This is a genomic window from Pseudomonas sp. BF-B-30, from assembly GCF_019956305.1.
Taxonomy (GTDB): domain Bacteria; phylum Pseudomonadota; class Gammaproteobacteria; order Pseudomonadales; family Pseudomonadaceae; genus Aquipseudomonas; species Aquipseudomonas jessenii.
This window is the reverse complement of record NZ_JAHBDG010000033.1, coordinates 18,761-41,788: the sequence shown is the minus strand read 5'-3', so window position 1 is coordinate 41,788 and position 23,028 is coordinate 18,761. Positions and strand designations below refer to the sequence as shown.

Annotated in this window: 21 protein-coding genes, 4 tRNA genes and 1 pseudogene; 20 read left to right on the top strand and 6 right to left on the bottom strand. The window is 59.2% G+C overall.

The annotated features are described in order from the left end of the window. The first annotated feature begins 8 nt into the window (after nucleotides 1–8). The 3 genes from KGB29_RS17475 to pyrF all read left to right on the top strand — a co-directional run bounded on the left by KGB29_RS17475 (nucleotide 9) and on the right by pyrF (nucleotide 2,852). Complete coding sequence (locus KGB29_RS17475) at nucleotides 9–815, top strand: DUF4892 domain-containing protein (protein ID WP_218543282.1); 807 nt, start codon at nucleotides 9–11, stop codon at nucleotides 813–815. 69 nt (nucleotides 816–884) lie between these two features. Further along, nucleotides 885–1,940 carry an AI-2E family transporter gene (locus KGB29_RS17470; RefSeq protein WP_090457260.1) on the top strand — a complete coding sequence of 352 codons (1,056 nt, stop codon included), beginning with the start codon at nucleotides 885–887 and terminating at the stop codon, nucleotides 1,938–1,940. 213 nt (nucleotides 1,941–2,153) lie between these two features. Next, entirely contained in the window at nucleotides 2,154–2,852 is a 699-nt protein-coding gene (pyrF, locus tag KGB29_RS17465) for an orotidine-5'-phosphate decarboxylase (protein WP_008051442.1), read from the top strand. A 152-nt stretch (nucleotides 2,853–3,004) separates the two neighbouring features. Here the strand turns inward: pyrF and KGB29_RS17460 are convergent, their stop codons facing one another. Beyond that, entirely contained in the window at nucleotides 3,005–4,009 is a 1,005-nt protein-coding gene (locus KGB29_RS17460; RefSeq protein ID WP_223543716.1) for an NADP-dependent oxidoreductase, read from the bottom strand. Between the two features lie 238 nt (nucleotides 4,010–4,247). Between KGB29_RS17460 and KGB29_RS17455 the strand changes: the two genes are divergently transcribed. From KGB29_RS17455 to KGB29_RS28915, 4 genes and pseudogenes are all read left to right on the top strand, one after another. Then, nucleotides 4,248–5,009, top strand: a complete 762-nt coding sequence (locus tag KGB29_RS17455) for an SDR family oxidoreductase (protein ID WP_223502742.1) — start codon at nucleotides 4,248–4,250, stop codon at nucleotides 5,007–5,009. 265 nt (nucleotides 5,010–5,274) lie between these two features. After that, entirely contained in the window at nucleotides 5,275–6,660 is a 1,386-nt protein-coding gene (locus tag KGB29_RS17450; protein ID WP_223543717.1) for a PLP-dependent aminotransferase family protein, read from the top strand. A gap of 108 nt (nucleotides 6,661–6,768) precedes the next feature. Next, nucleotides 6,769–7,872: pseudogene (locus KGB29_RS28920) on the top strand (HAMP domain-containing protein); the annotation flags it as partial. After that, on the top strand, nucleotides 7,852–8,733 hold the full coding sequence (locus tag KGB29_RS28915) for a methyl-accepting chemotaxis protein (protein ID WP_371918576.1): 882 nt from the start codon (nucleotides 7,852–7,854) through the stop codon (nucleotides 8,731–8,733). The pseudogene KGB29_RS28920 and the gene KGB29_RS28915, both read left to right, overlap by 21 nt. 222 nt (nucleotides 8,734–8,955) lie before the next feature. Here KGB29_RS28915 and KGB29_RS17440 read toward each other — a convergent pair whose 3' ends face one another. Continuing rightward, nucleotides 8,956–9,714 carry a hypothetical protein gene (locus KGB29_RS17440; protein WP_057713677.1) on the bottom strand — a complete coding sequence of 253 codons (759 nt, stop codon included), beginning with the start codon at nucleotides 9,712–9,714 and terminating at the stop codon, nucleotides 8,956–8,958. Between the two features lie 386 nt (nucleotides 9,715–10,100). Here KGB29_RS17440 and KGB29_RS17435 point away from each other — a divergent pair. The 4 genes from KGB29_RS17435 (at nucleotide 10,101) to KGB29_RS17420 (ending at nucleotide 10,513) form a co-directional block, all read left to right on the top strand. Further along, nucleotides 10,101–10,176, top strand: a tRNA-Glu gene (locus tag KGB29_RS17435). Nucleotides 10,177–10,178: 2 nt separating this feature from the next. Beyond that, a tRNA-Gly gene (locus tag KGB29_RS17430) sits at nucleotides 10,179–10,254 on the top strand. 104 nt (nucleotides 10,255–10,358) lie between these two features. Next, nucleotides 10,359–10,434, top strand: a tRNA-Glu gene (locus KGB29_RS17425). Nucleotides 10,435–10,437: 3 nt separating this feature from the next. Beyond that, a tRNA-Gly gene (locus KGB29_RS17420) sits at nucleotides 10,438–10,513 on the top strand. A gap of 58 nt (nucleotides 10,514–10,571) precedes the next feature. Here the strand turns inward: KGB29_RS17420 and KGB29_RS17415 are convergent. Then, nucleotides 10,572–11,441 (bottom strand): AraC family transcriptional regulator, encoded by an 870-nt coding sequence (locus KGB29_RS17415; RefSeq protein WP_154860346.1) that lies wholly within the window; start codon nucleotides 11,439–11,441, stop codon nucleotides 10,572–10,574. A gap of 409 nt (nucleotides 11,442–11,850) precedes the next feature. Here KGB29_RS17415 and KGB29_RS17410 point away from each other — a divergent pair, with 409 nt between their 5' ends. The 9 genes from KGB29_RS17410 (at nucleotide 11,851) to KGB29_RS17370 (ending at nucleotide 19,956) form a co-directional block, all read left to right on the top strand. Next, nucleotides 11,851–12,054 (top strand): Flp family type IVb pilin, encoded by a 204-nt coding sequence (locus tag KGB29_RS17410; protein ID WP_223543719.1) that lies wholly within the window; start codon nucleotides 11,851–11,853, stop codon nucleotides 12,052–12,054. 26 nt (nucleotides 12,055–12,080) lie between these two features. Continuing rightward, nucleotides 12,081–12,611 (top strand): prepilin peptidase, encoded by a 531-nt coding sequence (locus KGB29_RS17405; RefSeq protein WP_223543720.1) that lies wholly within the window; start codon nucleotides 12,081–12,083, stop codon nucleotides 12,609–12,611. Between the two features lie 2 nt (nucleotides 12,612–12,613). Beyond that, on the top strand, nucleotides 12,614–13,942 hold the full coding sequence (locus KGB29_RS17400) for an AAA family ATPase (RefSeq protein ID WP_223543721.1): 1,329 nt from the start codon (nucleotides 12,614–12,616) through the stop codon (nucleotides 13,940–13,942). Between the two features lie 15 nt (nucleotides 13,943–13,957). Next, nucleotides 13,958–14,767: a Flp pilus assembly protein CpaB gene (gene cpaB, locus KGB29_RS17395; protein ID WP_223543722.1), complete on the top strand. Its 810-nt coding sequence runs from the start codon at nucleotides 13,958–13,960 to the stop codon at nucleotides 14,765–14,767. Nucleotides 14,768–14,842: 75 nt separating this feature from the next. After that, nucleotides 14,843–15,319: a pilus assembly protein TadG-related protein gene (locus tag KGB29_RS17390; RefSeq protein ID WP_223543723.1), complete on the top strand. Its 477-nt coding sequence runs from the start codon at nucleotides 14,843–14,845 to the stop codon at nucleotides 15,317–15,319. Then, complete coding sequence (locus KGB29_RS17385) at nucleotides 15,313–16,533, top strand: AAA family ATPase (RefSeq protein ID WP_223543724.1); 1,221 nt, start codon at nucleotides 15,313–15,315, stop codon at nucleotides 16,531–16,533. The genes KGB29_RS17390 and KGB29_RS17385 overlap by 7 nt, the downstream gene beginning before the upstream one ends. A gap of 3 nt (nucleotides 16,534–16,536) precedes the next feature. Further along, nucleotides 16,537–17,979 (top strand): CpaF family protein, encoded by a 1,443-nt coding sequence (locus KGB29_RS17380; RefSeq protein WP_223543725.1) that lies wholly within the window; start codon nucleotides 16,537–16,539, stop codon nucleotides 17,977–17,979. Beyond that, nucleotides 17,976–18,962 (top strand): type II secretion system F family protein, encoded by a 987-nt coding sequence (locus KGB29_RS17375; RefSeq protein ID WP_223543726.1) that lies wholly within the window; start codon nucleotides 17,976–17,978, stop codon nucleotides 18,960–18,962. Before KGB29_RS17380 ends, KGB29_RS17375 begins: the two co-directional genes overlap by 4 nt. Nucleotides 18,963–18,990: 28 nt before the next feature. Further along, nucleotides 18,991–19,956, top strand: coding sequence for a type II secretion system F family protein (locus KGB29_RS17370; protein ID WP_223543727.1), 966 nt, complete (start codon nucleotides 18,991–18,993; stop codon nucleotides 19,954–19,956). 199 nt (nucleotides 19,957–20,155) lie between these two features. On the opposite strand, the gene KGB29_RS17365 is transcribed toward KGB29_RS17370, so the two are convergent. The 3 genes from KGB29_RS17365 to KGB29_RS17355 all read right to left on the bottom strand — a co-directional run bounded on the left by KGB29_RS17365 (nucleotide 20,156) and on the right by KGB29_RS17355 (nucleotide 22,500). Further along, nucleotides 20,156–20,425: a DUF3613 domain-containing protein gene (locus KGB29_RS17365; RefSeq protein WP_223543728.1), complete on the bottom strand. Its 270-nt coding sequence runs from the start codon at nucleotides 20,423–20,425 to the stop codon at nucleotides 20,156–20,158. Between the two features lie 18 nt (nucleotides 20,426–20,443). Next, the gene (locus KGB29_RS17360; RefSeq protein WP_223543729.1) at nucleotides 20,444–21,157 is read right to left on the bottom strand and encodes a tetratricopeptide repeat protein; all 714 of its coding nucleotides are present in this window, start codon (nucleotides 21,155–21,157) and stop codon (nucleotides 20,444–20,446) included. A gap of 119 nt (nucleotides 21,158–21,276) precedes the next feature. Then, entirely contained in the window at nucleotides 21,277–22,500 is a 1,224-nt protein-coding gene (locus KGB29_RS17355) for a type II and III secretion system protein family protein (RefSeq protein ID WP_223532455.1), read from the bottom strand. Between the last annotated feature and the right edge of the window lie 528 nt (nucleotides 22,501–23,028).

Below are 23,028 nucleotides of genomic sequence, written 5' to 3'. Positions count from 1 at the left end.
GTCTATCCATGCGTTCATTCAGTTTGCTGGTGCTGTGCAGTTTCAGTCCCTTGTTATTCGCCGCCGATGTTCCGGGCAGTCAGGACCTGCCGATAGTGCCGCGCATGGTCGACGCCCAGATTGTCGACTATCGCCCCACCGCCGAACTGGAGCGGATCTACCCGTTGGGCTCGATCCGTAAAATCAGTGGCCAGTTACGATTCGACGGCCAGGTCAGTGCCCGCGGCAACGTCACTTCGGTGACCTACGAATTACCCTCGGAACATTCATCCATCGAGGCGTTCACCGCTGCCCGCGAGGCTTTGCAACAGCAGGACGCCGGGTTGCTCTTCTGGTGCCAGGCGCGCGATTGCGGTGAAAGCAGCCTCTGGGCCAACCAGGTCTTTGGCAACGCCAAGCTGTACGGCGCCGACGATCAGCAAGCCTATTTGTTGCTGCGACTTGCCGCTCCAAGGGACAACACGCTCGTTGCGCTGTACAGCATCACCCGCGGTAATCGCAAAGCCTACCTGCATGTCGAACAGTTCGAGGCTTCGACACCGCTGGGCGAGTTGTTACCGACCTCCGCGACCTTGCTGCGTGAACTCAAGAGCACCGGCGAGCTCGATTTTGCCACGTTGAACAGCGCACCTGACGAGACCTGGCTCCGCTTGATTTCTCGCGGACTGAATCTGGATACCACCTTGCGGGTCAGCATTTCCGGAGCGAACGCCGAAGCCTGGCGTCAGGCCCTGATTGCCCAGGGCGTGCGTGCCGCGCGGCTGGAAACCGGTAGTGCCGAAGGCTCTGGCCTGCACATCGAGCTATTGCGCTAGGCTGTACCGGGCGAGCGCGTACGTCGCGTTCGCCTACTCTTTTGCTGACTGACTTTTTCGAGACTTTTGATGATCAATAACGATCGCCTGTTGGTGCAGATCCTGCTCGTGGCGTTGTTCGGCGCGAGCTTCTGGGTGATGGCGCCGTTCTGGTCGGCGATGTTCTGGGGCGCGGTCCTGGCGTTTGCCAGTTGGCCGCTGATGCGCTTGCTGACCCGTTGGCTCAATGGCCGCGAGTCGCTGGCGGCGGCATTGCTGACGCTGGGCTGGATGGTGTTGGTAGCGGCACCCTTGGTGTGGCTGGGTTTCAACCTTGCCGATCATGTGCGCGATGCCACGGCATTCATCAAGGATGCACAGGTTGAGGGGCTTCCCGAAGCGCCGCTGTGGCTGGGTTCGATTCCCCTGGTGGGCGGGCGGCTGGTAGGGATCTGGAACAGTATCGATGAGCAGGGCGCGGCGATGATGGTGTCGCTCAAGCCATATCTGGGGCAGGTGGGTAACTGGTTGCTGGCGCGCAGCGCGCAGATCGGCGGCGGTATTCTCGAACTGACCCTGAGCGTCGTCTTTGTATTCTTTTTCTATCGTGACGGGCCGCGCCTGGCGGCATTTGTACACACACTGCTGGAGCGGCTGATCGGTCAACGGGCCGGCTACTACATTGAGCTGGTGGCGGGCACGGTACAACGGGTGGTGAACGGTGTGATCGGCACTGCGGCGGCCCAGGCGATCCTGGCGCTGATAGGGTTCCTGATTGCCGGCGTACCGGGTGCGCTGGTGCTTGGCATCGTGACGTTCATGCTCAGCCTGATCCCGATGGGCCCGCCGCTGGTGTGGATTCCGGCAACCGCGTGGCTGGTCTGGAAAGGCGAGTACGGGATGGCCATATTCCTCGGCATCTGGGGCACATTCATCATCAGCGGTGTCGACAACGTGCTCAAGCCGTACCTGATCAGCCGTGGCGGCAACCTGCCGCTGGTCATTGTGCTGCTTGGGGTGTTTGGCGGGCTGATTGCCTTTGGTTTTATCGGCCTGTTCATCGGCCCGACATTGCTGGCGGTGGCCTACAGCCTGTTGATCGACTGGAGCACGACCCAGGCACGGGGTGAAGATCGCCGGCCCTGAGGCGGGAAGTGCTGTTGTAGGGACCCGTTGCGGTTGCCGAGGGTAGCGGTTCAGGGTGTTGCGGGTGTGTCGTGTCTGTATCGAACTCGACACAATGGCCTCAAGGGCTAGTCTTGCCTGAGCCGTCGCGACGATTTACCGATCATCGGGTCCCGCAGCGGCGCTTGTTCCGCTACAATGCGCGCCGATTTCGACTTGCCTGAGAGCCCACTCATGTCCGCCTGCCAGACTCCCATCATCGTCGCCCTGGATTTCCCTACCCGTGACGCCGCACTGAAGCTGGCCGATCAGTTGGACCCGAAGCTGTGCCGGGTCAAAGTCGGCAAGGAACTGTTCACCAGCTGCGCCTCGGAAATCGTCGGCACCCTGCGCGACAAGGGTTTCGAAGTGTTCCTGGACCTCAAGTTCCACGACATCCCGAACACCACCGCGATGGCCGTCAAGGCTGCGGCGGAAATGGGCGTGTGGATGGTTAACGTGCATTGCTCCGGCGGCCTGCGCATGATGGCGGCGTGCCGTGAAGTGCTGGATCAGCGCACCGGTCCGAAACCACTGCTGATCGGCGTGACCGTGTTGACCAGCATGGAGCGTGAAGACCTGGCGGGCATCGGCCTGGACATCGAGCCCCAGGAGCAGGTGCTGCGCCTGGCCGCCCTGGCGGAAAAAGCCGGGATGGACGGCCTGGTGTGCTCGGCCCTGGAAGCCCAGGCGCTCAAGTCGGCGCACCCGTCGCTGCAACTGGTGACTCCGGGGATTCGTCCGGCGGGCAGCGCCCAGGACGATCAGCGCCGCATTCTGACGCCACGTCAGGCGCTGGATGCCGGTTCCGACTATCTGGTGATCGGCCGTCCGATCAGCCAGGCGGCGGATCCTGCCAAAGCCTTGGCTTCGGTCGTGGCCGAGCTGGCCTGATCAGACACACAGGATCCAAATGTGGGAGCGGGCTTGCTCGCGAAGAGGGCGTGTCAGTCGACATTGATATCGACTGACCCACCGCTTTCGTCGGAACGCCGCCCGGAGCAAGCCCGCTCCCACTTTGGATTTGTGGCCATTTCAAATGTGGGTTAAACCTTCAACACCAGCTTCCCGAAATTCTCCCCGCTGAACAATTTCATCAGCGTCTCCGGGAAAGTCTCCAGTCCTTCGACAATATCTTCCTTGCTCTTGAGCTGCCCCTTGGCCATCCAGCCGGCCATTTCCTGGGCGGCGCTGGCGTATTGGGCGGCGTAGTCCATCACCACAAAACCCTCCATGCGCGCGCGGTTGACCAGCAGTGACAGGTAATTGGCCGGTCCCTTGACCGCTTCCTTGTTGTTGTACTGGCTGATGGCACCGCAAATCACCACCCGCGCCTTCATGTTCAGGCGGCTCAACACTGCGTCGAGGATGTCGCCACCCACGTTATCGAAATACACGTCGACGCCCTTCGGGCACTCGCGCTTGAGGCCGGCGAGGACGTCTTCGCTCTTGTAGTCGATAGCGCCATCGAAACCCAGTTCATCGATCAGGAACTTGCACTTGTCGGCGCCACCGGCGATGCCGACCACCCGGCACCCTTTGATCTTGGCGATCTGCCCGGCAATGCTGCCCACGGCGCCCGCCGCGCCCGACAGCACCACGGTGTCACCGGCCTTCGGAGTGCCGACGTCGAGCAGGGCGAAGTACGCCGTCATTCCGGTCATGCCTAGCGCGGACAAGTAACGTGGCAGCGGTGCCAGTTTCGGATCGACCTTGTAGAAGCCTCGTGGTTCGCCGAGGAAGAAATCCTGCACGCCCAGGGCGCCGTTGACGTAATCCCCGACCGCGAACCCCGGGTTGTTCGACGCAATGACTTTGCCCACACCCAAGGCGCGCATGACTTCGCCGAGCCCGACCGGCGGGATGTAGGACTTGCCCTCGTTCATCCATCCACGCATGGCCGGATCCAGGGACAGGTATTGGTTTTCGACCAGTATCTGACCCGCCGCCGGCTCGCCGACCGGTACTTCCTGGTAGGTGAATGTCTCGCGGGTCGCCGCGCCAACCGGACGTTTGGCGAGCAGGAATTGGCGATTGGTCTGGGAGGTCATGGCAGGCACTCAAGTTGAATGAAGCTTTGTTGATAGCCGGTCAGCGACGATGCTGCAAGTTCGGCTGATGCGGCGAATGCAGGTTGATCCAGTGCAGTGATAGTTGGTACGACAGTTCCATCACTGCAACTCATGGGCGCCCAACCGGAGCCTTGATAGTGCTGCCGTGTTCAAGACCTCCATGGCTAGACTGGTCCTACGCGATTCCCCGCATTCTTCTTTTCGAGGACATAACAAAATGAGCATGACGTTTTCCGGCCAGGTGGTCGTGGTGACAGGCGGGGCGGCCGGTATTGGCCGCGCGACCGCCCAGGCATTTGCCGCCGAGGGCCTGAAGGTAGTAGTGGCCGATATGGACGTGGCAGGCGGCGAGGGCACGGTGGCGCTGATTCGTACAGCCGGTGGCGAAGCGACCTTCGTGCGCTGCAACGTTACCCTGGAAAACGATGTAAAAAATCTGATGGGGGAGGTGATCAATACTTACGGTCGCCTCGACTATGCCTTCAACAATGCCGGCATCGAAATCGAGAAGGGCAAGTTGGCCGAAGGTACGCTCGACGAGTTCGACGCGATCATGGGCGTCAACGTCAAAGGTGTCTGGCTGTGCATGAAATACCAGTTGCCGCTGCTGCTGGCGCAAGGGGGCGGCGCGATCGTCAATACGGCATCGGTGGCCGGCCTTGGGGCGGCGCCGAAAATGAGCATCTACGCAGCCTCTAAACATGCGGTGATCGGCCTGACCAAGTCGGCGGCCATCGAATATGCCAAGAAGAAAATCCGGGTCAACGCCGTGTGTCCGGCGGTGATCGACACGGATATGTTCCGCCGCGCTTATGAAGCCGACCCGAAAAAAGGCGAGTTCGCCAACGCCATGCATCCGGTCGGTCGCATCGGCAAGGTCGAAGAGATCGCCAGCGCGGTGCTGTACCTGTGCAGCGATGGCGCGGCGTTCACTACCGGCCATTCGCTGGCGGTGGATGGCGGCGTTACTGCGTTTTAAAAAGCGACGTACAGATTCACGAGTACACACGCAGCCTGTGGGAGCGGGCTTGCTCGCGAAGGGGGAGTGTCAGTCGACATCAATGTGGATTGGCAAACCGCTTTCGCGAGCAAGCCCGCTCCCACTTTTTTGGGGTTCCGCTAAAGGGCCAGGCAATGTGTATCAAATGATTAGATCGAATGGTTTTGGCGGCGTTGTCGCACAAGTCTTCGAACACGCCCGTGATTAACTGCTAATCGCAAAATCAACAGGAGTTTGCTTGCTCATGGAATTGAGAATCGACCGACAGGCGCTGGTGCCCGTCGTACAGCAAATTGTTGACGCACTGACCTGCTGGCTTCATTCCAGCGGGGTATCGCCCGGTACGCGCCTGCCTTCGGTGCGACAGATCGCGCGGATCAATTTGCTCAGTCAGTTAAGCGTCGCTCAGGCTTGTGAACGCCTGGTGACACAGGGAATGCTGGTGTCAGGTCATGGAGCCGGCTATGCGGTTGCCGATCCGGCACTGGCCACAGGCACAAAGCACGAGCCGGTGTGGTTCGAGGGGGCGGAGCCCGATCACGGGACTTTTTCGAGTGAGTTGAGGCTGGGCTGTGGCGGCCTGCCTGAAAGCTGGCGCGAGACAGACGATCTGACTTACGCGATTCGGCAAGTCAGTCGTACCGACACGGCCAGCCTGTTCAACTACAGCACGCCGTTGGGTTTGCCAGCCTTGCGACAACAGATCCTCAAGCACCTCAGGCAGCTGGATATCCGGGCAAAGGACAACCGGATCATGACCACGGCGGGTGCCAGTCAGGGGCTCGACCTGATTGTGCGGACGCTGTTCAAGGCCGGTGACTGTGTGGTCGTGGAGAGTCCCGGTTATCCGGTGTTGTTCGATCTGCTCAGGCTGCACGGCATCCGCATGGTCGAGATACCGCGAACACCGCGCGGGCCGGACGTGGACGTGCTCGAGTCGGTGCTGGTCAAACACCGGCCCCAAGGGCTGTTCATCAATAGCTTCTATCACAACCCGACCGGCAGCAGCCTTGCACCGGTGGTGGCGCGCCGCCTGCTGCAACTGGCCAGGGCCTTCGGCGTGCAGGTGATCGAAGACGACGTTTATGCGGATTTGCACAGCGGTTCCGGTATGCGACTGGCTGCGCTGGACGACAACGTGATTTACGTGGGCAGCTTTTCCAAGACCCTCAGCAGTTCCTTGCGGGTCGGTTTCGTGGTGGCCGATGCCGAAGTCATTACACGTCTGGCCGAGGTCAAGATGATCAGTGGCATGGGCGCTTCGCGATTTTGCGAATCGGTGCTGGCGTGCCTGTTGGCTAACGGTGCCTACCGCAAACTGGTACAGCGTCAGCGCCAACGTTTGAGCAGCGACCGGCTGGTGGTGCTGCAATTGCTCGAAGATGCCGAATGGGAAGTTTTCGGCAAGCCGGCGGGAGGCCTGTTCATCTGGGCGCGATCACGAATGTCCGACTACGATCAGCTGCGAACCCAGGCACGGCGCCTGGGTGTACTGCTGTCATCGAAGACCGCCTTCAACCCCTCGGGTGAGGTCAGTGACTGGCAGCGTATCAACGTGACATATGCCTGCGATCCGCGTGCCCGGGCGTTCTTTCAGGCCACTGCCCGGGATCGACCTCAAGCGTTCTGAAAACGACGTTGGCGTAGCTTTTTGCCATTATTCCGAAGCCAGAGCCTTGTGTTGCCACTGGCCCGTTGCGAATCTGCGTCTACAGACTTTGGCAGGGGACTAAGTGCAATGAATTCGGCCGTGCAAGGACGTTTTGCCAACCTCGGTATGGCGAAAAAACTGGGTGTCGGGTTTGTCCTGGTGCTGTTGTTGACTGCGCTGGTGGCGGGCATTGGCGTTTGGTCCCTGCAAACCATCAGCCAGCGCTTCGATGGGCTCAAGCAAATGTCATCGCTCAACAGCGGTTTGCTCAAGGTGCGGCTACTGGAGCAGGAGTACGCCTTGCACGGCAATCCGAAAACCGTCGATGCCCTGCACGAGGGCGTCGATGGCTTGATCGCCCTGGCCGGCCAGCTCAAGGCCGCGTCTGCGGCCAACGTGCCGGTGATGAATGATGTCGAACAGTCCCTGGGAGCCTATCGCAAGGCCTTCGACGAGTTTGTCTCGCTCAGCCAGGCCAAGGACCTGGCGCTGGAAATGGCCAGTTGGTCGGTGTCCAGCGTGGCCAATAACCTTGATGTATTGCAATCCGGGCTCGCCGATGACGGCACCTATACGCTGAAAGATTCCGAAGGCAAGGACGGTGCGCAATTCATCGAGCAGGCCAGTCAGGTCAGCCAGGTTTCACGCTTGATGCTGCAAGCCATGAATGAAGCGCGCGTGCGTCTGGATCAAAGCCGCAAAGGCGACGACAGCGCCGGGCAGGGCAAGATCGAACAGGCCAGCCAGGCATTGGCCCAGGCCGAGCAGCTCAAGACTACGGTCAAGGACGAGGGTTACCAGACCGTCCTCAATGAGGTGATGGGTCATATCGTCAGTTTCAGTGACAAGCTCGCCGAGTACACCGGCCTGCTGGAACAGGAAAAAACCGTCTATCAACAATTGCACCAGCGCGCAGCCCAAGTGGTCGAGCGGGTGGATCAAGCGTATGTCGCGCAAGACCTGGCGATGCAGGTTGAACTGAAAAAGAACTCGCTGCTGATCATTGGCTCTTCCGCCCTGGCCTTGCTGGTTGGGCTGGTTGCCGCGTGGTTCATCACCCGGTTGATCGTGGCACCGCTGCGCCGTGTGATTCAGGTGGCACAGCAGATTGCCTCAGGGGATTTGAGTGCGACCATTGACGTGACCCGCCGTGATGAAATCGGCCAGTTGATGCAGGCAATGCAACAAATGGGCGCGGGGCTCAGCCACATAGTCAGCGGCTTGCAATCGGGTATCGAGCAGTTGGCGACTTCCGCCCAATCGTTGTCGGCGGTGACTGAACAGACCAATCTCGAAGTCAGCACGCAGAAGGAGGAAACCGAACAGGTCGCCACCGCAATGAATCAGATGACGGCCACGGTGCATGACGTCGCGCGTAATGCAGAGGAAGCTGCGCTGGCCGCGCAAACCGCTGATGGCAAGGTTGAAAGTGGTCAGCAGGTGGTGCGCCAGAGCATGGCGCGGATCGAGCAGTTGGCGGACTCGGCCACCTCGGCCAGTTCGAGCATCGAAAGCCTGAGTGCGGAAATCCAGAACATCGGCACGGTTTTGAGTGTGATCAAAAGCGTGGCGGAGCAAACCAATCTGCTGGCGTTGAACGCGGCGATCGAGGCAGCCCGGGCCGGCGAGCAGGGCAGGGGCTTTGCAGTGGTGGCCGATGAAGTGCGTGCGCTGGCCAAGCGAACCCAGCAATCGACCGAGGAAATCGAACGCCTGGTCAGTGCCTTGCGCTCGGCGGCGCAGTCGTCGGTGCAGCAGATCCAGAGCAGTGGCGAGTTGGTGAAGCTGGCGGTCAGCGATGCCTTGCAGACCGAGAGTGCGCTGGGAAGCATTGCGGCGGCGGTGTCGTTGATCCAGCAGATGAACCAACAGATTGCCGCGGCGGCCGAGGAACAGAGCTCGGTGGCCGAGGAGATCAACCGCAGTGTCACCAGTATTCGCGCCAGTGCCGATCAGTCATCGCTGGCGATGCAGGGCAATGCAGCGTCGAGTATTCAGCTGGCGCAACTGGGGGTTGAGCTGAAGGGGATGGTGGGGCATTTCAGGCTTTGAAATGATCATCGGCCAGGCTAAAAAAGCCACCTCTCGGTTAATGCTCATCAGTTAACACACTAAACCTGTGGGAGCGAGCTTGCTCGCGATGGCGGACTGTCAGGCACCCCTTGTGTGACTGTCCAACCGTCATCGCGAGCAAGCTCGCTCCCACAGGGTGGCGGTGTTCAAACCGTTGACTGATCGGCATTAACCTCTAGGTGGCTTTTCCATTTTCGCTGATCAGTCGTAGATCGCTTTCTTCTTCCAGTCCGCGTCAGCCTCGACGTCCTTGAGGCCTTCGGTCAACTGGTTGACCTCGCCTTCGACCGGCGCGATGCGATCCATGACCTGGTCGTTGGCCCGGGCCAGGAGTTTTTCCAGGTACTCCAGTTGTTCGGCATAGACCTGTGGTTCCTGCTGTTTGCGCAGGTATTGCACGCCACGTTCGAATGCCAGGCGGGCCTGCCCGGGCTGGTTCTGTTGCAGGGAGTGCTGGCCGAGGTTGTTGAAGAACTCGATGTGCAGCAGCACCAGGATGTGGCGCACTTCACGAATCCAGCGCTTGGCCTCGTTGGGGGGCAGAAAGCCGTCCTGGGCCGCGCGGGTAACCTGGCCGTGCAGGGCTTCGAGCAGGAAGCGCACATCCTTGGCCTTGGCTTCAGTCTGGATCGGTGCTGGCGGATTGTTGACCGGGATGGATTCACCCTGGCCGACAAGGGCCTCCAGTTCGGCGATCCGTGCCTTGAGGTTGGCGCTGGATTTTTCCAGGTTAAGCAGGCGCTGGCAGACGTTCAGTTCCAGGCGGGCCAAGAGCAGCTTGAGGGCCGGGGTCATCAGCTGGCCGGGGAACGTCTCGGTGATTTCGCCGCAGCGTCGCAGGCGATCGTTGAGCTCAATCTTGGTACGGGCCTTTTCCAGCTTGTTGTTTTCCACCACATGGTTCATGTAGCCAATGGCGATCAACAGTGCGATCCCGGCTACGACTAGCAGGGTGATCATGAGTGGCGTCACCGGTAAGACCTCTTTATAGGTTACGCATGCGAGTCTGGTGGCTTGGCATTTGAGCGCCCAGGCCCGCACGACGGGTTGGATCGGACATGCTTGTTCTTACTATCGGCCGGAGCCCCGCTTCTATGAATGATGGCACTCGATACTCAGATTGCCATCATCGGGTGGACTATAACGTCTTGGCGGGTGCCAGAATATAGGCGTCAAACGCCGGGCAGCGGAAAAACCGCAATGGCTCCCAAAAGCAGGGCGAAGTCATTGATTTAAATAAATTTATATCAGGGGGTTGACGACCTCTCAATCCATCCATAGAATGCGCGCCACTTGCAGCGTAAAGCACACAGCGAAACGAAGCAGGGAGTGAATGTTGTACGTGTGTCCCCTTCGTCTAGTGGCCTAGGACACCGCCCTTTCACGGCGGTAACAGGGGTTCGAGTCCCCTAGGGGACGCCAATGCGGGAATAGCTCAGTTGGTAGAGCACGACCTTGCCAAGGTCGGGGTCGCGAGTTCGAGTCTCGTTTCCCGCTCCAATTTTAAACAGCGTTGCTTTCGGGCAGGGCTGAGTGAAACCAGAACCAAGTCTTCGGATACGGCTCTGGACACCGAAACACACACCATGTGTTCCGGGTAGCGTGTCCCCTTCGTCTAGTGGCCTAGGACACCGCCCTTTCACGGCGGTAACAGGGGTTCGAGTCCCCTAGGGGACGCCATTTGCGGGAATAGCTCAGTTGGTAGAGCACGACCTTGCCAAGGTCGGGGTCGCGAGTTCGAGTCTCGTTTCCCGCTCCATATTTAACGAAAACGCCGCTCATTGAGCGGCGTTTTTGTTTGCGCGTAAAAAAACAGGTCAACTGCTGAGGCTTTGTACCAGGCTTTCGAGCGCTTCAGAGGTTTCTTCATCCTGCTCCAGTTGCACAGCTGCAGCCGCTCTGAGTTGGCGTGCCAGGCGGTATTCGCTGGGTGTGCAGTTGGCGAACTGCTTGAAGGCACGGGCGAAGTAGGAAGGATCCTTGAAGCCGGCCTCATAGCCGATGCTGGTAATCGGCATCTGGCTGTTGTCGAGCAGTTCTTTGGCGAAGTTCATGCGCTTGTCCAGGATGTAATCCGTGAAGCCAAGTCCATTGGCTTCCTTGAACAGGCGGCTGAAGCGAAATGTCGTCATGCCGCAGCGCTGAGCCAATTCCCTCTGATCGATGCTGTCTCGAAAGTGCTGTTCGATGTACAGCATGACATTGTTCAGCGCCTGGTGTTTTTGATGTCCTGAGGTCCGCCGGATACTGTCCGGCAGGGTCGGGGCGTGGTCGATTTGCGATGATTTGACCTGGCCGTGGGCATTTCGGCGCAGCTCGCAGAGCTGCACCACCGCCGTCAGGTAACGCTTCTTCTCGGTGGTCGAGAGCGGGAGCACCATGTATTCCCAGACGCTGGAGCGCATGGCCCAGACAGCCAGTTCCTCCGAGTGCTGCACGGTGAACATGGTGATCGGGATGCTGGGGGTGGTGCGTTTGATCTCCAGCAACAGCCTCAAGCCTGGCGTGTCGGGGCGATCAAAATGGACGCAGATCATGTCTGCCTGTTCCCTGATGGGCAGCACGGAGTTTTTCGCCAGATTGCAGTCGCAGGAGCCCTCGAACTGCGCGACGAGTTCTTTCGTGGACCGATCATGAGTCAGATCGAACCACAGGAGCGATGGCCTTTTGGTCAAATTGGACGTCATGTCTCTACTCTGGGGTTCTTGGTGACTCTCTCGCTAATGAGTATTGCCAAGGTGCCATCACTTTGCAGATTTAATCCTGATAGGAAAGACGATTTTTAGTTCTTTTCGCTCTATGGGTTACCTGGAGGGCAGCCCCGGGCGAGTGTTTGCTCGTGTGTTGTCGATAAACCTGGGTTTAGCCGCCTGTCGCTTGTGAATCAATGACAATTGCCTTTGCGTTTCAATGCCTTGTTCACCCCTCCCGTTACTTCTGCAAAGGCCAATGCCCCGTATTTGGCCGCCCCGCAAAAAAGTCCTAACGATGTGCAAAATCTTCCTAACGCCAATGCCTTGTCCCTGACTAGGGTTGCATCAGGCAGCGCAGAAAGTACTGCCTCAGAAAAAACAACATTCGAGTGAGGTGGGCAAAATGATCATGCAAACAATCAAGGCTTCGGTAGTGAAGTTCGTCAAAGACGAAGATGGTCTGACCATTGTGGAATATGCAGTGGCCGGCGGGTTGATTACGGCGGCTGTTGTCGGGGCATTCACGCTTCTAGGCGGGGCGGTGGATACCAGAATCCGGGAAATTTGTAATACCATTGTTGCTGATGCTTGCCCCCCTGCCGCATAACGACAACTTTGGTAGGAGGATGCGACATGTCCATGGAGCAGCTGGTTGCTACCGTTGTGCTGATCGGACTCATGGGCGTGGCGGTGGTGAGCGACTTGCGTCGCCACCGTATTCCCAACCTGCTGATCCTGGTAGGTCTGGTCTTGGGGTTGGCCGGCCAGACTTACTCAGGTGGGATCAGTGGCATGGGGGATGGCCTGTTGGGCCTCCTGATCGGTTTTGCGTTGTTCCTGCCCATGTATGCCCTGGGCGGCATGGCTGCCGGTGACGTCAAGCTGATGGCCATGGTTGGCAGTTTTCTACCCCCCCATTACGCGTTGTGGGCTGTGTTCTTCAGCCTGCTATGGGGAGGGTTGTGCGGTTTCCTGATCGTGCTGGTGCGCGGTCAATTGTTGCAGACCCTGGGGCGCTATCGGTTGATGTTTTGGGCGCGGGCCTATATGGCGCCAAGTTCAGACGAGGTGGCCGGCAAGCCCTTTCCTTATACGGTTGCGATCCTGCTGGGGACGTTGAACAGCATCTACTGGCAACTTACTGCCGGTGGATTCGGAGGTTAGACATGCACGTCATCGTCGAAAGTGATGCCTACCCCAGCGATCGGAACGCGGTGCAACGACTGGCTCCTCAGCCGTGCACTATCCGCGAAACCGGCCTGACCGACAGTTTTCTCGGCGAGTTGGTGTGCAAGCATTTGTTTGATGCCGGTGTATTGGACATGTCGCGGCTGGTGGAACGCCTGGCGCTGACCGGCGCGGTACTTGAAGAGGTCCTGGCGTTTCTGCGCAAGGATGGACGCGTCGAAGTCCTTGGCCAGGCGAGTCAGACGGGCGGGCAGATGCTGCGTTATGGCCTGACGGAGCGTGGTCGCAGTGCCGCCCGTGATGCCCTGTCGCGAAGTGGCTATATCGGTGCGGCACCGTTCCCGGTGAGTACCTACCGCTCCCTGATCAAGCTACAGACCATTCACCATGGTCGCATCAATGCCAACGATATGCGCAATGCCCTGGCTGGCGTAGTGCTCACGGAGGAGATGCTCGATCAGTTGGGTGTGGCGATGAACTCCGGGCGCGCGATCATGATTTATGGCCCCGCGGGTACCGGCAAGACCTATGTCAGCAGTCGGCTGATCCGTCTGTTCGCCGAGGCCATCTGGGTCCCTCATGCCATCGTCATCAACGAGTCGGTGATCGAGATCTATGACCCGCAGGTGCATCAGCGGCTCGATGATAACGTTCAACAGAACAATCTGATGCTCAACGAAGGGATCGACCGCCGACTGCTGTGCTGCAAACGCCCGATCGTCATCACTGGTGGTGAGTTGAGCATGGAACAGCTCGACGTTCGCTATGATCCCTTCACCCGTCTATACCAGGCCGCCTTGCAGCTCAAGGCCAGCAATGGCCTGTTCATCATCGACGACATGGGGCGTCAGCGCATGGCCCCCGCCGAACTGTTCAATCGCTGGATCGTCCCGATGGAAGAGAAACGCGACTTTCTCAACCTGGGTGGCGGTCGGCATTGCGAGCTGCCGTTCGATCTGATTCTGGTGTTTTCCACCAACCTCAATCCCCTGGAACTGGCCGATGAGGCCTTCCTCCGCCGGATTGGCTACAAGCTGCAATTCGGTTACCTGAAGCCCGAGCAGTACGAAAAGATCTGGCGTCAGGAAAGCGAGCGTCTGGGCATTTCCTATGACCCGCTGCTGGTGCGTTATGTGCTGCAAAGGCTTTATGCAAGTGAAGGCATGCCCCTGGTGCCTTGCCATCCCCGCGATCTCCTGAACATGGCACTCGATCGCCAGCGTTATATCGGCGGTTCCGGACCACTGTCACCGAAAGAGTTGGAATGGGCCTGGCACAACTACTTCGTCCAGCTCGACTTTCTTTGATACGGAGATACTGACATGAGCTCTCGTACGCTGACCCTGATAGGTGTTTCCTTGGCCATGGGCCTTGGGGCTGCATGGATGGCCGATTCCTGGTTGAGCGCGCGGCTCAATGCCAGCCCGGATGACCACCTTCGTAGCGTGGTGGTCGCCACGGTAGAGATTCCTTTCGGGCAAAAGGTCGAGCCCCAGCAGGTCACGACCGTGCGCATGCCCATGGATACGATCCCGAACGATGCCTTCGACTCCAGCGAAAAAGCCGTGGGCAAGATTGCAACGTTCGACATTCTCAGGGGCGACATTGTGCGGGGCGCGCGTCTGAGTGAGCACTTGGGGGGCAGCACCCTGGCCTCTTTGATTGCGCCTGACAAGCGCGCGATATCGGTACGGGTGGACGATGTGGTCGGCGTGGGCGGATTCCTGTTGCCGGGTAACCGGGTCGACGTACTGGCGACCAAACGCTCGGAAAGTGCCGGCAATAACGCCGAGTCCAAGACCATTCTTGAGAATTTGCGGGTATTGGCGGTGGACCAGACTGCCGGTACCGACAAAACCCAACCGGTGGTGGTGCGTGCAGTGACGCTGGAGATGACGACCGCAGAGGCTGAAACCCTGGTCACGGCGCAATCGGAAGGGAAATTGCAATTGACCTTGCGCAACCCGCTGAACACCGAGAAAAAAATCGCGACCGTTGCGCCTGCCGCACCGGTCATGGCGGTGGCTACCGCTACAGAGCCAAAACGCATGGTGCCGCGTGGTAATGGAGAGGGGGGCAGAGCCGTCACCATTATCCGTGGAGTCCAGGCCAGTGTAGTGAATATGCGTTGACAGGGCGGTAGGGGTGCCTGGGCACCCAGGTATTGGCGGAGCCGATCCGGATTAGTATCGGCAATCGAGGGCTTGATGATGAATCTTCGTATTCAGCGGCCGTTCACTTCGACGCCAAGGCGCCAGGTAGGATCGGTGAGTGTATTGATGGTGATCGCGTTTGCGGCGATGGCCATGATTGCGGCGTTGGCTTTGGACGGCGGGCATATGATGCTGAACAAAACGCGCCTGCAGAATGCGGTGGATGCCGCCCAGAGTGGCGCCAAACCCCTTCGCCAGATGGAAGGCGGTGTCGACATTCCCACCATTGCCAACGCGACACGCGCTGCCACGCTTAATACGCTGACCTTCGGTGAGTTCGGTCGCATGCTCTATCAGTACAACGTGCTGCTGCAGGCCAGCCGTGATGCCCAGTTGACTCTGCCAAACTTCGTTTTCAATCTGTTTATTCCCGGGTTCGGCGTGTCCATTACCTTGCCTGCATTCAGGGCAACGTTGCCACGTGAAAGCCTCGGGCGTCATTCCGATTCCGGGGAGATCACGCCATGCTGAATACCAAGGACACTCCACTCTCCAGTTCGACCGGCAAAGCCGGTCTCAGGTTGCTGATCAGCAGCCGAGATGCCACGTCGTTGCGCGACTTGCAGAGCGTCTGCCAACGCATGCCCAGCCTGGAGGTGAGCACTCGCCTGGTGAGCAATGGGCATGTCGACCCGCTCTACGGTCTGGACCGGATGCCCGATCTGTTGCTGTTGCGCGTCAGCCACCTGTGGCGCGAGGAGCTGGCGGCACTGTTGCAGCGCCCGGCCCATGAGCGTCCGCCGATGTTGGTGTGCGGGCTGCTGAGCGAACAGGAAGGCATGCGCCTGGCGATGCAGGCCGGCGCCCGGGACGTGCTGCCGGAACCCGTCGCCGAGACGGAACTGGTCGCCGCCTTGAATCGGCTGGTCATGGAGGTTCGGACCGGCAGCGGGACAGAAGGGAAATTGCTCGCCGTGATCAGCGCCAAGGGCGGATCCGGCGGCACCATGCTGGCTTGCAACCTGGCTCAGCAGCTCAGCATGAAGGGTGGCAGTACCCTGTTGCTGGACATGGACCTGCAATTTGGCAGCGTGACGCATTATCTGGATGTGGCGCAAACCCACAGCCATCTTGAGGTGTTGCATCAGATCGATGGTATGGACAGTGTCGCGCTACGGGGTTTTTGCAGCCACTTCAGCCCGACTTTGCATGTACTGGGTGGCCGGGCCGGTGAGCTGTGTCTGCCGCAGGATGCCCAACCCGAACAACTTGACACCCTGATGCAGTTGGCCCGCGCCAGCTATGACTGGGTAGTGATCGATCTGCCGCGGCAAATCGACCACCTCACCGGCTCCGTGCTGGAACAGGTGGATAGGGTGTACGTGGTGGTGCAGCAGAGCGTCAGCCATCTGCGGGATGCCAGCTCCCTGGTGCGGATTCTTCGCGAAGACCTGGGCGTGCGTGGGGATCAGTTGCAGATAGTGGTCAACCGCTATGACAAGGCGGCAGCGGTCAGCCTCAAGGATATCGGCGAGGCGCTACGCAGCACGAACCTGTCGAAATTACCCAACGACTTCAACCTGGTCAGCCAGAGTCAGAACACTGGCGTGCCGTTGGAACTGCATGCGCCGAAGGCGGCGATCACCGCTGCCCTGCGCAACGTGGCCGATGAGCTGGTCGGCAACCAGATGGCTGGAAAAAAAGGCGTGTTCAAACGCGCTTTCAACCGTTTTTTCGGGGGGTGACCCATGATCAGCGACTTTCGTAACCGTTTGCGCAAACAGTCCGGTAAACCCGCCTCATCGCTGGCTAACCAGCCGGGTGACGACCAGCCGGATCCGGCCGAGGAAATAATGGAGTGGGAACGTGCAACGCCGGACGTTCTTTACGAAACCAGAAGTCAGGTCACCCCAGTGGAAGCCGAGTGGCGAGAAAAGATCTATCAGCAGTTGCTCAAGGTCATGGACCTGTCCTTGCTGGACTCCCTTGAACAGGCTGAGGCCACGCGGCAGATTCGCGATATTTGCCAGCGCCTGCTCGATGAGCATTCGGCACCGGTGAGTACTTCCAGCCGCCAGTTGATCATCAAGCAGATCACCGATGAGGTGCTAGGCCTTGGCCCTCTGGAACCGTTGCTGGCTGATCACAGCGTGTCCGACATTCTGGTGAACGGCTTTGCCTCGGTCTATGTCGAACGCTTTGGCAAACTACAACGCACCGATGTGCGATTTCGCGACGACCAGCATTTGCTGAACATCATCGACCGCATCGTCTCCAGCCTGGGTCGGCGTATCGACGAGTCTTCGCCCTTGGTGGATGCCCGGCTCAAGGACGGTTCGCGGGTCAACGCGATTATCCCGCCGCTGGCCATCGACGGCCCGAGCATGTCGATCCGGCGCTTTGCGGTGGACCTGCTCAATACCGACAGCCTGATCCAGGTGGGTACATTGACCCCGGCCATTGCCCTGCTGCTCAAGGCGATTGTCCGTGGGCGCTTGAACGTGCTGATTTCTGGCGGTACCGGCAGCGGCAAGACCACTATGCTCAATGTCCTGTCCAGTTTCATTCCGCACAACGAGCGGATCGTGACCATCGAAGATTCGGCCGAACTGCAACTGCAGCAGCCCCACGTGGTTCGCCTGGAAACCCGGCCTTCGAATATCGAGGGGCGTGGCGAGGTGAGCCAGCGGGAGTTGGTGCGCAACAGCCTGCGGATGCGCCCGGACCGCATCGTGATCGGCGAAGTGCGCGGCGTCGAGGCGCTGGACATGCTGACGGCGATGAACACCGGCCACGACGGCTCGTTGACCACGATCCACGCCAACACCGCGCGCGATGCGTTGGGGCGGGTCGAGAACATGGTGTCGATGACCGGGGCGACCTTCCCGATCAAGGCCATGCGTCAGCAGATCGCTTCGGCCATCGATGTGGTCATTCAGCTGGAACGCCAGGAGGACGGCAAGCGCCGCCTGGTCAGCGTGCAGGAGATCAACGGCATGGAAGGCGAGATCATCACCATGACCGAAATCTTCTCCTTCGCGCGTCATGGCATGGGCGAAAACGGCGAGGTACTGGGTGATTATCGACCCAGCGGCATGATCCCCGCCTTCCGTGATGTGCTGGCCAAGCGCGGCATCGAGTTGCCGCTGACGATGTTCAGGCCTGAGTGGATGGAGGCGCGGCAGTCATGAACCAGATTCCCGGTGAATTCATTCTGATGTTTCTCGGCATGGTGTTTATCGCCGTCTTCCTCCTGTCCCAGGGCGTGGCGGTTCCGGTATTCGGCGAGGCCGGCAAGATGCGCAAGCGCATCCGCGGCCGCCTGCACGTACTGGAGAAAGCCAATAATTTGCCCAACATGCAGACGGTGTTGCGGCAGAAATACCTGACGCGCTTGTCGCCCCTGGAGGCCAGGCTTGAGCAGCTGCCCTTTATGGAAGCATTGACGCAGATGATTGAGCAGTCCGGGCACGAATACCGGGCCTATCGGGTATTGCTGCTCGGGTTGGCGTTGGGTGTCTGGGCGGGCATCTTGATCTGGATGGTCTCGTCAGTCTGGTGGATGGCGCTGCTGGCGGGTTTCGCGGTTTTCTGGTTACCCATACTGAAAATCTCTCGCGACCGTGGCAAGCGTTTCGCTACGTTCGAGGAAGGCCTGCCGGATGCGTTGGATGCCATGTGCCGCGCTCTGCGCGCCGGGCACCCGTTCAACGAAACCCTGCGCCTGGTGGCTGAGGAGCACAAGGGACCGGTCGCTCATGAGTTTGGCCTGACCTTCTCCGATATCAACTATGGCAATGATGTACGCCGGGCCATGCTCGGTCTGCTGGAGAGGATGCCAAGCATGACGGTGATGATGCTGGTGACCTCGATCCTCATCCATCGCGAGACCGGCGGCAATTTGACCGAAGTGCTGGAGCGTCTGAGTCGCCTGATCCGCGGGCGCTTTCGCTTCCAGCGTAAGGTCAAGACCCTGTCGGCCGAAGGGAGGATGTCGGCCTGGATACTGGTGGCTATTCCCTTCGTGCTGGCGGCGGTGATCGTGTTCACCACCCCTAAATACATGCCGTTACTGCTCAATGATCCGGTGGGCCATAAGCTGATAATCGGGGCTTTTTGTTCGATGTTGGCCGGGATTTTCTGGATTCGCAAAATCATCCGGATTCAGGTTTAAGCGGTATTCGCTACCGGGAGTACAGGTCATGGATTTTTTGCTTGAGTTGTTCGGTCGGGTCACAGGGAACGAGGAGACGGCGCGCTTGTTGTTTCTTGGCGCGATCGGTTTGAGTACAGCGCTTGCGGTCGTCGCCGTGATCTTGCTGATGCAGGGTCTTCAGGACCCGGTGCAGCGGCGTCTGGCGCTGATCAAACGTGGCCATTTAGGCAACACGACCGGGCAGGAAGCTCCGGGTAACCTGCAACTGTTGCTGGAGCGGGTTGGCCAGCGTTTTACCTCGGCCGAATCGGCTCAGACTTCCGTCACCCAGACTCTGTTGATACATGCGGGATACCGCTCCTCGTCGGCGGTGCAGATGTACTGGGCAGTGCGCTTGATGTTGCCGCTGTTATTGATCGGTATTGCGTTGCTGCTGTTGCCGATGATTCCCAAGGTGTCCCTGATCATGGGGCTGCTGTTGGTGTTCGTGGTGGCCGCTATCGGATGGTTGGTGCCAGCGCTGTATGTCGCCAAGCGCAAGCAGTTGCGACAAGGCCGGCTGCGTGCCGCGTTTCCGGATGCATTGGATCTTATGGTGGTGTGCGTGGAGTCGGGCCTGGCCTTGCCCACGACCATCGAACGGGTGGCTGAGGAGATGTCGGTCAGTCAGGTCGAACTGGCTGAAGAACTGGCTATGGTCAATGCACAAATCCGCGCGGGCATTTCCAGTACCGAGGCGCTCAAGCAACTGGCTGTACGCACTGGCCTGGATGACGTACAAGGGCTGGTCAACCTGTTGGCGCAGAGTATCCGCTTTGGTACCAGCGTGGCCGATACCCTGCGCATCTATGCCGATGAGTTCCGTGACCGGCGTACGCAGGCTGCCGAAGAGATGGGGGCGAAAATTGGCACCAAGATGATATTCCCGCTGATTTTCTGTCTGTGGCCGAGCTTCTTCCTGATAGCCATTGGCCCCGCCATGATCGGGGTATTCAAGGCATTCGGTAAGTGAGCAGGAGTGGTTTGCTGTCGAGCAAGGTGGCTGTGCTGCATAAGAACGCGGTGGAGCAGGCGTACGGAGTGTATTCACTCCAATCGCCAGCTCCACTTTTTAATACCTGGGTTGTATTTTCCTGCACACGTGATTAAGCCTGGCTTTTTAGCCAGGCCACTCTGCACTACACCAGAGGCTGATCACCCATCGTCATGCCTCAGTCGCCGATGGTCATTTGTCCCGCTGAATCCTGGTCATAAAATTCCGGAATCGGGTAGTTGAAGCTATTCAGCCAGCGCTGCATGGCCAGGTCACGTTCGGTGGCCGAAGCGGTTTGCAGTTTAGGGGAGGCAACCACTCCGCGAATCTGCAGCTGCAACCACTGTTCGGTGCCTTGTTGATAAGGCGAAGAGGGGCCCGGCTCAATGGCCCAGGCAGTGGTCGACAGGCAAGCCGTGCACACGATCAACAGCCGTTTGGTATTCATCTCGACTCCTCGTACGTTCTACTTGTTCGCACTGGTAGAGGCATCGGCTACCTCAGCCTTGCGATTCCCATCGCTAGCCACCACTTTTTTGGCGGAGGCCTTGAGTTTTTCCGCGCGGGTTTGAGCCTCTACTACTTGCTTGGGGCTCAAGTCGGCTCGGGTCACGAGTTCGGCTGCCGCCTTCCAGTTATCCTGATAGATCAGCAACGTCACCATGTTGAGTGCCGCCAGTGTGTTTGCCTGCTTGAGCTCCATGGCTGTCATGAACTCAAAGCGTGCTTCAGGGATCCGTCGCTGATTGAGGTAGACGACCCCCAGGTCATTGCGCATCCTGTCGTCGGTGGGGGCCATCCTCACCGCACGCTCAAGGTGAGTGGCAGCGCTGGCGTTATCATTTTTGGCGGCGGCCAACTGACCCAGGCCATGTTCCCCTTCAGCCGCCAGACAGGTGCCGAGCAAGCTTTCGTACAACGGCTGCGCATCGCCGCTGCGCCCCATCAAGCGCAGCACCCGCGCTTTGCGCAGGCGAACCTGGATCAGGTTATCGGGCAACCCTTCCAGATTCGCCAGGCTGGCATACAAACGGCCTTCGTCGGCCATGTTGTCGGCCAGGTTAAGGGCCAGTTCTTGCTCCGAACCGGGCTTGGCACAGCTGGCCGGTCGCGAAGACAGGCCATTACTGGCACAACCTGCGAGCATTAATGTCGCCGCTATTGCAATGACTGCTTTCATCGAATGTCCCCTGGCGACAACAGGTTGAACGCCTGGCCAATGGCAATACAGCTGACCCGGCAAGCGTTCAACGTCACCGTTACGAGTGAGGGCGAGGCAAGTCTGCTTCAGGCTCCCGTTCATTTCGAGAGTCCGCTGAGACTGTCGAAGTCGCCATTTTCCAGGAAAAACATGCGGTAGAAGTTCGGGTCGTAATTGCGCAGCTGCTCACCAGGCAATGACGGTAGTTGTGCATTGGCAGCCAGTGGCTGGACCAGATGCGGGGTAACGATCATCAGCAGTTCGCGCTCTTCACGGTTGATGGTGTTGTCGCGGAAAAACGCGCCCAGAACCGGGATATCGCCCAGCCCCGGAAACTTGTTCACCTGGGAATTGTTGCGGGAGCTGATCAGACCGCTGATGACGAAGCTTTCGCCATCAGCCAGGGAGATGCTGGTATCGGTACGGCGCACGGTCAGGGCCGGGACGACCGTGCCGGCGATGCTCACGGCGTTGGTGAAGTCCAGTTCACTGACTTCCGGCGCCACCTTCAGCGCGATACGGTTTTTCCCGACGATGGTCGGCGTCAGGGTCAGGCGGATACCGAATTCTTTGTACTCGATGGACACGTTATCGCTGCCTGAACTGGGCACCGGAATCGGTATTTCACCGCCGGCCAGGAAGCTCGCACTCTGCCCGCTGAGCGCTACCAGGCTTGGCCGTGCCAGGGTGTAGGCGAAGCCGCTGCCCTCCAGCGCATTGAGCGCCACCAGGGTACTGCCGGTAGCAAACGTGAGGTTGAAGTTGTCGTTGTTCACCGGTATCGACGGCGTGACAATGCCGCCGATGGTGGGCAAGGTTCTCGGCGAGCCGAACAGCCAGTTGCCACGGATGCCGAAAATCGAGGCGGAGGCTTCCTTGAGTTTGGTCCGGCTGACTTCAACGAAGCGGATATCGGTCTGCACCTGGCTCGGTAGCAACGGGTCGTCGGAGGGCACCGACGGCACACTGGTCAGCGCCGATGTGGCTCTACCCTTGACGAACACCATGCTTTGGCGTGGCGTTTTCGAACAGGCGGTCCAGACCATCAGGCTGGTGGTCCCCGGCGCAATGCCCGTGAGTATGAACGCGCTGCTGCCGCTGGGCTGCACGTCGGCAATTTTCGGGTCACCCACCGCCAGTTGTGTTACTGGAACGGGGCTGCGCAGTTCATTCTGCAGCCCTTGGCCGACCTCGTACGTAGACGGCCAATTGTCCAGTTGCGAGCAATTGGCCGGCGCGGCCTGAGCCGCATCCACGCTGAGGCCCATCCAGAACAGGCCATGGAAAATTCGCTTGAAAGCGGGCACGGTACGAAGGCTCATTAAGTACATCCTCACTGGATAGGCCATCTTTAGTCAGGCTGAGTTGTCTCGGATCACTTCACGGGGACCGGACTATCTCCCCCCAATGCGCCAGACCACTTATCCACGGCCTCGGCGTTATTCCTTGCGTGCTACACACAAACGGGCGCAATTCGCTGATCTGGCTGGATAGCGAGCGACCTTTGCTGAAACGGTTTTCAGTGATCCGGTGACCTGGACTGCCCGTCGGAGCGATACTCGCGCCTATGGTTCGACCTGGTCCCCCCGGAAAGTCATCGGCAATGCAGGTACAGAGCCGGAAAACGCCTGCCAGGATCATGGTGAGGTAACTCCTTTTGCCAATCCGCTATCTGATCACTGAAGCTAACGTGAAAACTCGAGCCGTTATGACTTCTTGTAGTTTGAAGGTAGTTCAATCAAACCAAAGTGCCATGAGATAGAGAGAAAACTATTGGTGCAAAGACTGGAGATAGGCAGGCGGACGTTGCGGAAAAGGTCGCAGCACAGTGCGGTTGCCTGAAGTTGACG

Excerpts from the sequence above, each read along its gene's own strand:
- KGB29_RS17475 (WP_218543282.1), top strand. The coding sequence starts at position 9 with ATGCGTTCATTCAGTTTGCTGGTGCTGTGCAGTTTCAGTCCCTTGTTA.
- KGB29_RS17470 (WP_090457260.1), top strand. The coding sequence starts at position 885 with ATGATCAATAACGATCGCCTGTTGGTGCAGATCCTGCTCGTGGCGTTG.
- pyrF (WP_008051442.1), top strand. The coding sequence starts at position 2,154 with ATGTCCGCCTGCCAGACTCCCATCATCGTCGCCCTGGATTTCCCTACC.
- KGB29_RS17460 (WP_223543716.1), bottom strand. The coding sequence starts at position 4,009 with ATGACCTCCCAGACCAATCGCCAATTCCTGCTCGCCAAACGTCCGGTT.
- KGB29_RS17455 (WP_223502742.1), top strand. The coding sequence starts at position 4,248 with ATGAGCATGACGTTTTCCGGCCAGGTGGTCGTGGTGACAGGCGGGGCG.
- KGB29_RS17450 (WP_223543717.1), top strand. The coding sequence starts at position 5,275 with ATGGAATTGAGAATCGACCGACAGGCGCTGGTGCCCGTCGTACAGCAA.
- KGB29_RS28915 (WP_371918576.1), top strand. The coding sequence starts at position 7,852 with ATGCAGGCAATGCAACAAATGGGCGCGGGGCTCAGCCACATAGTCAGC.
- KGB29_RS17440 (WP_057713677.1), bottom strand. The coding sequence starts at position 9,714 with ATGATCACCCTGCTAGTCGTAGCCGGGATCGCACTGTTGATCGCCATT.
- KGB29_RS17415 (WP_154860346.1), bottom strand. The coding sequence starts at position 11,441 with ATGACGTCCAATTTGACCAAAAGGCCATCGCTCCTGTGGTTCGATCTG.
- KGB29_RS17410 (WP_223543719.1), top strand. The coding sequence starts at position 11,851 with ATGATCATGCAAACAATCAAGGCTTCGGTAGTGAAGTTCGTCAAAGAC.
- KGB29_RS17405 (WP_223543720.1), top strand. The coding sequence starts at position 12,081 with ATGTCCATGGAGCAGCTGGTTGCTACCGTTGTGCTGATCGGACTCATG.
- KGB29_RS17400 (WP_223543721.1), top strand. The coding sequence starts at position 12,614 with ATGCACGTCATCGTCGAAAGTGATGCCTACCCCAGCGATCGGAACGCG.
- cpaB (WP_223543722.1), top strand. The coding sequence starts at position 13,958 with ATGAGCTCTCGTACGCTGACCCTGATAGGTGTTTCCTTGGCCATGGGC.
- KGB29_RS17390 (WP_223543723.1), top strand. The coding sequence starts at position 14,843 with ATGATGAATCTTCGTATTCAGCGGCCGTTCACTTCGACGCCAAGGCGC.
- KGB29_RS17385 (WP_223543724.1), top strand. The coding sequence starts at position 15,313 with ATGCTGAATACCAAGGACACTCCACTCTCCAGTTCGACCGGCAAAGCC.
- KGB29_RS17380 (WP_223543725.1), top strand. The coding sequence starts at position 16,537 with ATGATCAGCGACTTTCGTAACCGTTTGCGCAAACAGTCCGGTAAACCC.
- KGB29_RS17375 (WP_223543726.1), top strand. The coding sequence starts at position 17,976 with ATGAACCAGATTCCCGGTGAATTCATTCTGATGTTTCTCGGCATGGTG.
- KGB29_RS17370 (WP_223543727.1), top strand. The coding sequence starts at position 18,991 with ATGGATTTTTTGCTTGAGTTGTTCGGTCGGGTCACAGGGAACGAGGAG.
- KGB29_RS17365 (WP_223543728.1), bottom strand. The coding sequence starts at position 20,425 with ATGAATACCAAACGGCTGTTGATCGTGTGCACGGCTTGCCTGTCGACC.
- KGB29_RS17360 (WP_223543729.1), bottom strand. The coding sequence starts at position 21,157 with ATGAAAGCAGTCATTGCAATAGCGGCGACATTAATGCTCGCAGGTTGT.
- KGB29_RS17355 (WP_223532455.1), bottom strand. The coding sequence starts at position 22,500 with ATGAGCCTTCGTACCGTGCCCGCTTTCAAGCGAATTTTCCATGGCCTG.